The following is an 11,468-nucleotide window of genomic DNA, read 5'->3' on the forward strand; positions in this document are numbered from 1 at the left end:
GTATATGCGGACAGCCGGAATTGCTATGCCCAAGGGGATTCCCGCAGCGGCAGAGTGCATGGTTATGACGACTACAGCCGATGTCTGTGTCTACGGAGGAACGCCCGCGGGTTGCATCGCCGCGATGACGGCGCATCAGGAGGGCGCGTCCGTGATCCTCATCGAGCCGAGCCGCTGGCTTGGCGGCATGCTGAGCTCGGGTATCAAGCCCCGGCAGGACTGCCCGATTCCCGCGATCGCGGGCGGCCTGACCAGCGACGTGGTCTTCGGCTTCGGGGACAACCCCCGCAACGTCATGCTGGCTCTCCACGAGTGGATCAAGAGTGCCGGCGTCGAGGTGATCTTCGAGCGCCGCGTCCGTTCGGTGAGCCGAGAAGGCAACCGCATCACCGCCGTCCAGCTGGAGACCTCGCAGCCGGACCGGTGGGCTGTTCCGTTGCCTGCTTCGGAGTCGGTTCCCGACATCGTCGTGCAGGCGGCGGTCTTCATCGACGCTTCGTACGAGGGCGACCTGATGGCACTGGCCAAGGTCCCCTACCGTACCGGACGCGAGTCACGAGACGCCTTCGGCGAGCAGATCGCCGGCGTTCGCCCGGTCACGAACCGCACGCCTATCGACCCGTACGTCGTACCGGGCGACAGCACGAGCGGACTGCTGGCACTGGTAGAACCGGATCACGGTCTGCCCATCGGCGCGGCCGACGACTACACGCAGGCGTACAACTTCCGCTTCTACGTCACGGCCGACCCGGCACGTCGGGCCGAGCTCACTCCGCCCGAGGACTATGCTCCCGACGACTTCGAACTGGTACGGCGTTACGTCCGACATCTGGGATCCGACGTCGAAGCGCTGCGCGGCATCTTCCCCGGTTGGCTCAACTCGGGTGAGTACAACTACCAGCGCGCGTCGCTGATCACCAACGCTCCCGTCGGAGTGAGCCGCCGTTACCAGGATGGCGACTGGAACGACCGTTCGCGACTGTGGCGCCACCACATCGACTATCTCCGCGGTATCCACCACTTCCTGTCGACCGATCCCGCCGTACCTGAGGAGTTCCGGGCGGAGACAGCGACCTACGGCCTGGACGCGAGCGTCTTCCCGGACACCGACGGCTGGCCACCGCAGCTCTACGTACGGGTGTCGCGGCGGCTCGCCGGGATCTACACCGTCACCTACGCGGACGTTGCCAACCAGACCGATCCCAGCGACAGCATCGGCCTCGCGCTGTTCGGCGTGGACGTCTACCCGGTACGGCGGATTCCGTACCGTGATCCGGAGACCGGGAAGCTCGGTGTGGCGACTGAGGGCGACATGTTTCTCGGCGGCCACATGGGCACCGGCGAGCCGTATCCGATTCCCTATCGGGCTGTCACCCCGAAGCAGTCCGACTGCGGAAACCTGCTGGTCCCGGTCTGCCTGTCCGCCACTCACATCGGCTACGCGGCAACCCGGATGGAGCCCGTGTTCTGCGTCCTGGCCGAGTCCGCGGCAGTTGCCGCGGTGCAGTCCCTGCGCGAACACACCGACGTGCAGGACATCGACGTTGCCCGACTCCAATCCCGACTCGTCGAGCGCGGTCAGGTCATCGCCTGGACCGCCACATAGGTCCTCGGATCCTCCCTCCCGGTGCGGTCCGTCGTCGCCGCGGCTGGAAGACGGGGCGAGCGCGCCGCGGTGTCCAGGTCGAAGAGGATCGCTCTTCCGGGCAGACTCACGGTGCTCGGTGTCTGCGGATCTCGTCCGGCCAGCCGAGGGTGACGCCGAGGGTGTCGGTGAGCAGCCGCTGGTAGTCGGCCAGGTGGGTGTGGTCGGTACGGACCTTGCGGGGTGGTACACCTCGGTCGAGGCAGTACGCCGCCATCGCGCCGGCGGCCTCGCCGATGCTCCACTCGACCGGGTGCAGCCGGTAGCAGCCGTTGGTGATGTGGGTGGTACCGATGTTCTTGCCGGCGGCGAGCAGGTTGTCGACCCGGATCGGGATGAGGGCGCCGAGCGGGATCTGGAACGGGTACGACTCGATGTCGACGTAGGTGCGCCCGGCGGTGCTGGGGTGCAGGTCGATGCGGTAGTGGCCGATGCCGACGCTGTCGGCGAAGATCTGGCTGCCGGCCCCGGGTGGGCGGGCATCGACGCCGACGTGCTGTTCCAGGACGGTGAACTCGGCCTGGATGCGGCGTGATTCGCGAATGTAGGGGGCGATGGCGAGTCCGTCGGCGGTTCCGGTGATGTCGCCCCGGAGCCGTAGCCCGGGGTATCCGGCGCCGTCGCCGACCGGGTGCGGCGCCTCGGTCTGCATCCAGTACAGGAACGACAGCGACAGGTCGCGGGCGCCGTCGAGCGCGGTGGCCCGGGTGGCGTCGTCGACACCGAGCAGCGGGGTCTGCCAGTAGTCGATCTGCGGCCAGTTGACCATGGTGACGTCGGCGAAGGCGGTACCGGTGAACTGGCGGGCGGCCAGGATGCGCCGGTAATGCCACAGGTCGTCGGCGGGCCCACTGCCGGGGTCGCCGCGAAAGATGGGCCGATTGCGCGTGCTGAGGGTGACCGGTTCGACGTCGATCCAGGACAGCTGCGGGCCGGGCCAAAACGGGGCGACCGTGGTACGCCAGAAGTCGTAGCCTGCCGGGCGGTCGATGGTGTGGTCCTCGCCGGGCCGGTGCTCCAGGGCGAAGCACCACGAGATCGCCTGCTGGTTGAGCGGGTCAGCAACCGGCAGCGCGTGAGGTTCGTCGGTGGCGTCCTGGCCTTCGGCGCCGATGACGTGCTCGACCCCGGCCAACGGCAGCAGGTCGCCGAGTTCGGTGGCGTCGAGGATGTAGTCGGCGGTGACGGTGACGTCGCTGCCGTCGGGGCGGCGCAGAGTGACCGCGGTGATCTGCTCCCCGGTGGTGTCGACCGCGACCGGTTCGTGCCGCAGCAGGACCGTCACGCGACCGGCGGACTGCCACGGTGCCAGCATCTGATCGATGACGGCGAGGGCGGAGCGGGGTTCATGGCACAACCGACTGACGTGGCCCAGGCCCGGGTTGAGCAGCGGATCGGCGGCGGCCCGCGGCGTCAGTGGGTAGTTGTCGCGGTAGTGACGGCGGATGCGCTGTCGGAAGTCGGCGTAACTGACGGCGGTCAACTGGGTCTCGATCCAGGCGTTCTCGTCCGGTGGCACCGCCTGGCTGGTGAACTGGCCGCCGAGCCACTCGGTGGCCTCGGCGAGTATCACTTGGCGGCCGAGCTTGGCGGTGGCCAGCGCGGCGGCGACGCCGCCGACTCCTCCGCCGACCACCAGAACATCCGTCCGCAGTTGCGTACTCACGCAGTCGTTCCCTTTCGCACCTCGGTTCTTCGGCCGGTCGGCCGGTGGTCGGGGGCCACCCGCACTCATCGGCGGCCCTCCCGTTCGATGCGTGGGCCGGCATCGATTCCCATCCGGGCGAACCATTCCGACGCGAACTCCAGGTCCGGAACAGTTCCCACCGGCATCGAAATGCCAGGTCCGGCAAGCTCGGGTGGCGTGGGGTGAGCCCGCAGCTCAGCGATCACGTCGCGGACCCGCGCCCCGACCGGCTTCACGGTGTTCTCCGCATCGATGAGACCGAGCCCGTACTCGAGTTCGTCGAAGCCGCGGAACCGGCGATCGATGTCATGCGACGCCCACCACGTCACGGCGGTGACCTCCGGGATCGCGGCGATCCGCCGCAGCATCCGTTCGGCGAAATCCGGCACCGTCGCCCGCTCGAGCCAGAGGTCGGACACGCCGACCTCCTGTACCCACAACGGCTTCCGCCGTCCGCCGAGAATCGCCAACGCGATCTGGGCCAGGTAGTCCGGGATCGCCCACGCGCCGCGCTCCTGGTCACCGAACCGCGCCAGGGCCCCGGTGAAGTACGGCCAGGCGTGGATGGCGACCAGGTCCGAGATGTCGACAACCGTCTCCGCCGTGAGTGGGCAGTCGCCGGTCATCCAGGGCTCGTGGTCGATACCGACGGTCACCGGTACGCCCGGAGCCCCGGCGCGCGCCGCTGTGACCATGCGGCGCGCCCAGTCGTCGCAGGCGCCTGATCCGAGCCGGGACCGTCGCATGAGGACGTTCGGCTCGTTGGCGACGTCAACGCACCACAGGGCCGGATGCGCCGCGACGGCTCCGGCGACTGCGGTCACCAACATCGCGGCGGCTTCCACCGCGTCTGGATCGGTGAAGGGATTGGCATCCCGCAACCAGGCGGGACGGAAGTCGAAGCCGCTCAGCCAGCCGTCGAGCACGGTCGGACAGACCGCCAGGTTGCGCGCTTCGGCGAGGTCGAGCAGGCGTACGAGCCGGTTGAGCATGGCCGGGGAGACGTACGCCGGGTTCGGTTGGAACAACGGCCACAAGCATTGGATGCGTATGTGGTCGAAGCCGAGTCCGGCGATGACGTCGAGGTCACGCGCGAGGTCCGCCTCCTCCCAGTCGACCCACGCGTACCACCAGTCGCGGCTGGGCAGGTAATTGACGCCGTAGCGAACCGATGCGCTCACCGGCCCAGCCGATCCACGAGGATCGACGCCCGGAGCGGCCACTGACCCGCGGCTGCACCGTCGTGACCGTCCCAATGCGCCCCCTGCCCCCGCGGGTCGGCGAGTGCCTCCGCGCCGAGGCGGTCCGTTCCGACGCGGACCGGATTGTCGAGGTCCACGCTCACCCCTTCAGCGCTCCCGAGTTGCCGGCCGCCCTCAGGAACTGCCGCTGGAACACGAGGAAGAGCCCCACCGGGATGATCACGGAGATGAACAGAGCACCCATGAACTGCGCGAAGTCGCCAGCGGTTTCCAGCCGCGGCAGGGCGACCGAGATCGGTTGGTCCTCCGGACTCGGCAGCACCAGCAGCGGCCACAGAAACTCCTTGTACGCCCCGACGAGCGTCAGCAGGCTCACCACGCCCAGGATCGGCCGTGACATCGGCAGCACGAGCGAGACGAAGACCCGGAAGGGACCCGCGCCGTCGATTCGGGCCGCCTCGAACAGTTCGGCCGGAATGGCCGCGAAGAACCGTTGCATGAGCAGCACGTTGACCGCGTTGGCCGAGGCGGGCAGCCACACCGCCCACAGGGTTCCGATCAGGTTGACGTGCACGAGCGGCAGATCCATCACGGTCAGGTAGAGCGAGACGAGCGAGATGACGCCGGGGATGAACAGCGTCGCGAGGATCGCTGCGAACACGGCCTTCGCGTACCTCGGCTTCAGGATGGCGAGCCCATAGCCGCCGGTCGTCGCGACGAGAAGCCCGAAGAACAGCGTCCCCGCCATGAGCCAGAGCGTGTTGACGAAGTAGCGCGCGAAGTCGACCTTCGTCCACACCTCGGCGAAGGTGTTCCAGTGGATCCCGCTCGGCCAGAGCGAGAACGGCGCGGAGAGCGTCTCGGTCGTGGTCGATGTCGCGGCCTTGAACAGCCAGAACAACGGTCCCACACACAGGATGGCGAGAGCGGCGAACACCAGCACTCGGACGGCGACGAGGGCGATCCGTACGCCGGGTCGGCGCCGGTCGAGACGGGACAGGATGCTGCGTTCAGCGTCGGCGGTCACGACGTGCTCCAGTGCTTGGTCGCCCAGAGGTAGATCCAGGAAAGGCCCGACAGGGCGATCGCCAGCAGTAGGCTCAAGGCCGTCGCGCGCCCGTAGTCCCCGGAGACGAACGCGTACCGGTAGATCAGCATGAGAATCGTGACCGTGCGGTTCTCGGGACCGCCATTGGTCATGATGTAAGGCTCGGTGAAGACCTGGAAGGTGCCGATCAACTGCAGTAGCAGCATCACGAGCAGCACGCTGCGCATCTGCGGCAGAGTGACGTGCCAGAACCGCCGGAACGCACTCGCCCCGTCTGTTTCCGCGGCGTCGTACAGCTCGGTCCGTACGCCCATCAGGGTGGCGAGATAGATGATGGTCGCAGTGCCGAACGACGCCCAGGTGGCCTGCAGCACGATCGAGGGCATGGCGAGGTCTCCGTCGTTGAGCCACGACAACGGGCCCAGCCCGACCCACCCGAGGATGGTGTTGAGCACGCCGGTCGGGCTCGGGTCGAAGAACGCCTTCCACAACAGGACGGCGACCACGGGCGGGAAGATCACGGGCAGGTACACGAGCGCCGAGGCCAGTCCCCGGGTGCGACGCAACTCCGCGATGAAGACCGCCAGGATCACCGGCACGGGGAAACCGATCACGAGTGCCAGCACCGCGAACCACAGCGTGTTGAGCGCGGCCGTCAGGAGCAGCGGGTCGGCCAGGACTCGGGCGAAGTTGTCGAGGCCGACCCACTCGGTGGTCAGGAAATTGGTGCGCTGGAAGCTGAGCGGCAGCGACCGGAGGATCGGCCACCACGAGAACAACCCGAACGACAGCAGCAGGGGCAGGAAGAACACGAGCGTGGACAGTCCGCCCCGGCGTACCCAGCTGACGAGGCCGCGGGAACGACGGCTCGGCACGACTTCGTGCATGCGGTACGCCGGCCTGGACCGGGCAGGGGCGCTCAGGGGAATCACCTCGTCTGTTCACGGGCGGATCTCTGTCGCGCCGCGGGAACCGCGCCGCGACAGGGACGGTCGGGCGATGATCAACCAGCGTCGATGATCGCCTGGACCTTGCGCTGGGCGTCCTTCAGCAGCGCGTCGATGTCGGCGCCTTGGCGGGTCAGAACCGCCTGGACCACGGTGTCGAGTGTCCCGTACGTCTCCTGCGCCTTTACCGGCGGCTCCGGAACCAGGGCCAGCGTCTGCGCCGTGGCGAAGTACGCGGCGTAGTTCTGCCGCGGCACGTTGACGTAGTCCTTGACCCAGCCGAGGTACCGGTCGGTCGTCGCCTGGTCGAGGAGAGGCAGCGCCGGGTCACCCACCGGTTGCTTGTCAGCGGCCTTGGCCTTCGCGTCCGTTACGGCCTCCGCCTCGCTGTCGTACTTGCGGAAGTAGACGAACTCCAACCACTTGATCGCCGCCCTGGTCTCGGCAGCCGAGGCGCGCGGATTGACGATCGCGACCGTACCGCCGCCGAGCGTACCCAGCCCCTGGGCCCCTTGCGGCAGCGGCGCGAGGCCGAAGTCGTCGGGCTTCATGCCCATGTTCGACACGACCACCTTGTACGCGTCCGCGCCCTGCACGAACATGCCGATCTTGCCACCCGCGAACGCCTTCGTGGTGTCGTTGTAGCCGGTCAGGAAGTTCGAGCCGAACGTGTTGTCCTCCCACCGCAGCGAACGGTAGAACTCCAGAACACTGCGGGTGGCGTTGTTGTCGACGGTCGCGTGCTTGCCGTCCGCCGACGCGATCGTGCTGCCGTTGGCGTAGCTCATCGCGGTGAGCACCCAGCCACCGGTGTTGTCCTTCGTCATGCTCGCGAAGCCCTGTACGCCGGTGGCCGCCTGGATCGTCTTCGCGGCTGTGCGTACCTCGTCCCACGTGGTCGGGGGTTTGTCGGGGTCGAGGCCCGCCTTCTTGAACAGGTCCCGGTTGTAGAACAGACCCATGCTGTACGCCTGGATCGGCACCCCGTAGATGTGGTCGCTCGCATCCTTGGTCACCTTCAGGATCGACGGGTTGATCCGGCTGACCACGGAGTTTGCGCCGATTGCGCCCGTGATGTCGGCGATCTGCTTACGGTCGATGAGGCCCCGCATCTCGGTGAAGGGGACGAGGGAGACGGTCGGCAGCTTGCCGCCCGCCAGCAGGGCCTGGAACGTCCGCACATCGAAGGTGGCCTCGTCGCCGACGACCTTGATGTCGGGGTTCGCCTTGGTGAAGTCGGAGATGTTTCGGTTGAAGTTGTTGAGTTCCTCCGGATGCCGATTCGTGGGCATGCCCGCGACGGTTATCGACACGGGTCCGGACGACTCGCTGTTCGACCCGCCGCATCCAGGGACGGAAGCGAGCGCCGCGACGGCCAGGGCCAGCGCGAGAAGCCGGGTTCTTGTGCTTTTCATGACACTCCTCGGACAGTGTTGGTGGTGGATCACTCGGTGTGGGTGGTACTGCCGGTCAGGGAGCGACGAGTCCTCCGTCCCGGCCCCGGACCCGCGCAGCCCACGCGTCGTGCCCGGAGAGTCCGGCGGGGAACCGGGCGGCGGCGGCCTCGTCGAGGTCGATCCCCCAGCCCGGTGCCTCGTTGGGGCGCAGCCAGCCGCGCTCGATGCGCAGCGTCCCGGGGAAGACCTCGTGCACGGCGGGGGTGTACACGTGGCCTTCCTGGATGCCGAAGGCCGGGCTGGTCATGTCCAGCGCGACGTTCGCTGCCGCACCGATGGGCGACGTGTCGCCCGGGGCGTGCCACGCCGTGCGTACGCCCACCAACTCCGCGGCGGCGGCGATCTTGCGGGCCGCGGTGAGGCCACCGATGCCGGAGATGTGGGAGCGGATGAAGTCCACGCCTCCGCCGAGCACGAGGCGCGCCGCGTCCGTCAGCGAGGTGGTCAGCTCGCCCACCGCGAGGGGCACGGGTGAGGCCGCCCGTACCTCGGGCAGGCGGTCCCAGTGCTCGGGCGCGACGACGTCTTCCAGAAAGTACAGGCGGTACGGCTCGAGCGAGCGGGCGAGCACGACGGCCTGCTTCGGGGAGAGTCGCGAGTGCACGTCGTGCAGCAGGGCGATGTCGGGGCCGAGCCGGGCTCGGGCCGCCGCGAAGAGCTCGGGGGTACGCCGGAGGTACTCCTCGACATCCCAGCCGCCCGGATACTGATGGTCGGTGGTTGCGGTGTGCGGCACCGCCGGGGCGCCGTAGTGACCGGCACCCGGCTGGCCCGTCTGGAGCCGGATGTGCCGTAGCCCCTCATCCCGGAGACGTTCCGCCTGGTCGAGCGTTTCCTCGACGGTCGCGCCAGCGGCGTGCAGGTAGGTGTCGGCCGCCCCGCGTACCTTGCCACCGAGAAGCTCGTGCACCGGCCGCCCGGCCCGCTTTCCCGCGATGTCCCACAACGCCTGGTCGAGCCCGGAGATCGCGTTGTTGCCGACCGGGCCCTCGCGCCAGTAGGACGAGAACCGGGCGAGGCGTACGAGGTCCTCGATGTCACCCGGGTAGCGGCCGACGACCAGCCGGGCGAGGTGCTCCTCCAGATAGGTCGCGACCGCCCGCCAGCGCTGGGTGAAGGTCGCGCAGCCCAACCCGTACAGGCCGTCGTCGCTCGTCTCGACCTTGACGACCAGCAGCGGAATGCCCTCCGGTGCGGTCGCGATCGCCCGGACCCGGGTGATGCGCACGTCGTCGGGTGCCTCCCAGGGCTGGGCGAAGGGGGACGCCGCGTCCTGCGCACTCATGCGGTTGCCTCCATGATGATGGATGCCTCGCCCTCGGCGAGCGAGACCACGGGAGCCCAGCCGAGTACGTGGCGCGCGGCGGACGTGTCGATCGGTGCTCGGCGCCCGTCGAAGCGTTGCCGGCGTTCGACGTGGGCCGCGTAGCGGTCGAGAAGATCCTCGGTGGACTGGTTCAGGATGGTGTCCGCCGCGGCCACCAGGAGCGTGTGCATCCCGGAGATCGGCTGGGTGAGGCCGCGCAGGATCGCGTCGACGGCATCCGCCATCTCCAGGTACGCCCACCCCTCACGCGCGAGGCGTGCCTGTTCCCCGGGTATCGCGATCATGCGCCGCACCGTGTCCCGCAACGCGGCGAGCTCGCGGACGAGCGGGAAGCGCAGCGCGACGACGGTCATGTCCCAGCGGCTGCAGGCGAACGCACCGATCCGCTCGTCGACCCACTTCGACAGCGAGTACGCGTCGTCGTGCGCCACGGGCGACGCCTCGTCCAGCGGGTAGTACGCCGGCATCACGTCGTGCCGATTCATCGGTATCCCGAAGGCGTTGATCGAGCTGGCGATGACCGCCCGGCGGATACCCGCCTCCCCCGCGCAGGCAAGAACCGTGAATGTCGCGGAGGTGTTCCCGACGAACACGGCCCGCGGCGTGTCGAGGTCGGGATGCGCCGTCGCCGCCAGATGAACGACCGCGTCCACGTCCGACAGCGCGTCCCGTACCAGGACTTCATCGGCGGCGTCGCCGGTAAAGACCCGGTCCGCCGGAGTCGGCGCGGACCAGGTACGGGACAGTGCGGTGACGGCGATGCCGTCGTCGACGAGCGCCTCGACCGTCGGCCGGCCAACGGTCCCGTCGGCACCGGTGACCAACACTCGGGTGGGTCGGATGAGCTCAGGCACGCCGGTGATCCTCACTGTCAGGAAACGATGTTGCGAAACTGCTTTCGCAGCAGAGAAGCACACGCCCCAGAGGATGTCAACAGTCGGATGCCGACGGCCCGCTCCGGCGCACGCCGAGGCACGGCAGTCCTATCAGGACTGCCGTGCGGTCCGGAACGCCGTGCGGTGCGGCTGTGCCGTCAGGAGGAAGGACCGAGCACCAGGGTCGGCGCCACGAGGTGCTCGCCGGGCGCCCGCTCGGGAGCGAGGACATCGGCGGCGGCGAGTCGGCCGAGCCGCTGCAGCTCCAGGTCGACGGTGGTGAGCCGGCGGATGCCCTGATCCAGGACGACGCCTTCCCAGTTGTCGACGCCGACGACGGCGATGTCCCCGGGCACCCGGAGGCCGCGCACGGCGCAGACCTCGAGCACACCCAGGCCGATGTGGTCGTTGCCGCAGAAGACGGCGTCGATCTCGACACCGGAATCAAGCATCTCGGACATCGCTGCGGCGCCCCAGTCGTGGGACCAGGACCCGTGCCGGGTCTCGCCGGCCTGCTTGAGCCCGGCAGCCTCCAGTTCCGCACGCATCCCACGCTCACGCAGGCGGGCGGCGATGCTGTCCCGACTGCCCGTGATGTGGGCGATACGGGTAGCCCCGACCTCCACCAGATGCCGTGTCGCGAGGCGCCCCGCACCCTCGTTGTCGGGCAGGTAGACGACATCCTCGGGGTGGTCCGACGCCGCGAACGCATACGTCACGGGCACGCCGAAGTGGTGCGTCACCGAGTGCGACACGCGTTCGTGACCGTCCCCGACGACGAGAAGGCCGTCGATGCGGCGCGCCTGGAGCGCCCGGATGCTCTTGGTCATCTGGCGCGGCACGAGCAGGTCCTCGTCGAACACGAGAGACGCCTGCTGCAGCTCACCGAGCTGCAGCACCGCGCCGATGAGGACCGGACCGGCGAAGGTACTGGTCGCACGGTAGGTCAGGATCCCGATGGTCCGGCTGCGCCCGAGCGCGAAGGATCGCGCGAGCGCGTTCGGCTGGAAGTCGAGCCGCTCCGCGACCTCGCGCACGCGCGCCCGGGTCTCCGCCGAGATCCGATCGCCCCCGTTCAGGGCCTTGGACGCGGTGGAGATCGACACCCCGGCGATCGCCGCGATGTCGCTCAACCGGACGCTGCGGTTCGACGGCATGCCGAAAGCATACCGGCGCGGGGGCATTGACAGAGTTTGACCACCCGGCGAAAATTGGCGAACTGCGAAACCGGTTTCGCACCGCAAAGCCTCCCCGTCCCCCCGATCGCGGTCGTCCGACGC

Annotated in this window: 9 protein-coding genes; 1 reads left to right on the forward strand and 8 read right to left on the reverse strand. The window is 68.7% G+C overall.

What is annotated here, in order from left to right; all coding sequences use genetic code 11:
- Positions 1-64 precede the first annotated feature (64 nt).
- Positions 65-1,606 (forward strand): FAD-dependent oxidoreductase, encoded by a 1,542-nt coding sequence (locus ACFP2T_RS29440; RefSeq protein ID WP_377427299.1) that lies wholly within the window; start codon positions 65-67, stop codon positions 1,604-1,606.
- A gap of 106 nt (positions 1,607-1,712) precedes the next feature.
- Here ACFP2T_RS29440 and ACFP2T_RS29445 read toward each other — a convergent pair whose 3' ends face one another.
- The 8 genes from ACFP2T_RS29445 to ACFP2T_RS29480 form a co-directional block, all read right to left on the reverse strand.
- Positions 1,713-3,311, reverse strand: coding sequence for an FAD-dependent oxidoreductase (locus tag ACFP2T_RS29445; RefSeq protein ID WP_377427302.1), 1,599 nt, complete (start codon positions 3,309-3,311; stop codon positions 1,713-1,715).
- A gap of 65 nt (positions 3,312-3,376) precedes the next feature.
- On the reverse strand, positions 3,377-4,513 hold the full coding sequence (locus tag ACFP2T_RS29450; RefSeq protein ID WP_377427304.1) for a glycoside hydrolase 5 family protein: 1,137 nt from the start codon (positions 4,511-4,513) through the stop codon (positions 3,377-3,379).
- 160 nt (positions 4,514-4,673) lie between these two features.
- A complete protein-coding gene (locus ACFP2T_RS29455; protein WP_377427306.1) occupies positions 4,674-5,561 on the reverse strand; it encodes a carbohydrate ABC transporter permease in 888 nt (295 codons plus the stop codon).
- Positions 5,558-6,457: a carbohydrate ABC transporter permease gene (locus ACFP2T_RS29460; protein ID WP_377427309.1), complete on the reverse strand. Its 900-nt coding sequence runs from the start codon at positions 6,455-6,457 to the stop codon at positions 5,558-5,560. The genes ACFP2T_RS29455 and ACFP2T_RS29460 overlap by 4 nt, the downstream gene beginning before the upstream one ends.
- A 128-nt stretch (positions 6,458-6,585) precedes the next feature.
- Positions 6,586-7,944 carry an ABC transporter substrate-binding protein gene (locus ACFP2T_RS29465; protein WP_377427312.1) on the reverse strand — a complete coding sequence of 453 codons (1,359 nt, stop codon included), beginning with the start codon at positions 7,942-7,944 and terminating at the stop codon, positions 6,586-6,588.
- A 55-nt stretch (positions 7,945-7,999) separates the two neighbouring features.
- The gene (locus tag ACFP2T_RS29470; protein WP_377427314.1) at positions 8,000-9,271 is read right to left on the reverse strand and encodes an enolase C-terminal domain-like protein; all 1,272 of its coding nucleotides are present in this window, start codon (positions 9,269-9,271) and stop codon (positions 8,000-8,002) included.
- Positions 9,268-10,167, reverse strand: coding sequence for an NAD-dependent epimerase/dehydratase family protein (locus ACFP2T_RS29475; protein ID WP_377427316.1), 900 nt, complete (start codon positions 10,165-10,167; stop codon positions 9,268-9,270). The genes ACFP2T_RS29470 and ACFP2T_RS29475 overlap by 4 nt, the downstream gene beginning before the upstream one ends.
- A 179-nt stretch (positions 10,168-10,346) precedes the next feature.
- Positions 10,347-11,345 (reverse strand): LacI family DNA-binding transcriptional regulator, encoded by a 999-nt coding sequence (locus tag ACFP2T_RS29480; protein WP_377427319.1) that lies wholly within the window; start codon positions 11,343-11,345, stop codon positions 10,347-10,349.
- Between the last annotated feature and the right edge of the window lie 123 nt (positions 11,346-11,468).

Source organism: Plantactinospora solaniradicis (assembly GCF_042658085.1).
In the GTDB taxonomy this organism is placed as follows: Bacteria; Actinomycetota; Actinomycetes; order Mycobacteriales; family Micromonosporaceae; genus Plantactinospora; species Plantactinospora solaniradicis.

Coding starts and splice junctions, on each gene's coding strand:
- ACFP2T_RS29440 (WP_377427299.1), top strand. CDS start 65: ATGACGACTACAGCCGATGTCTGTGTCTACGGAGGAACGCCCGCGGGT.
- ACFP2T_RS29480 (WP_377427319.1), bottom strand. CDS start 11,345: ATGCCGTCGAACCGCAGCGTCCGGTTGAGCGACATCGCGGCGATCGCC.
- ACFP2T_RS29465 (WP_377427312.1), bottom strand. CDS start 7,944: ATGAAAAGCACAAGAACCCGGCTTCTCGCGCTGGCCCTGGCCGTCGCG.
- ACFP2T_RS29470 (WP_377427314.1), bottom strand. CDS start 9,271: ATGAGTGCGCAGGACGCGGCGTCCCCCTTCGCCCAGCCCTGGGAGGCA.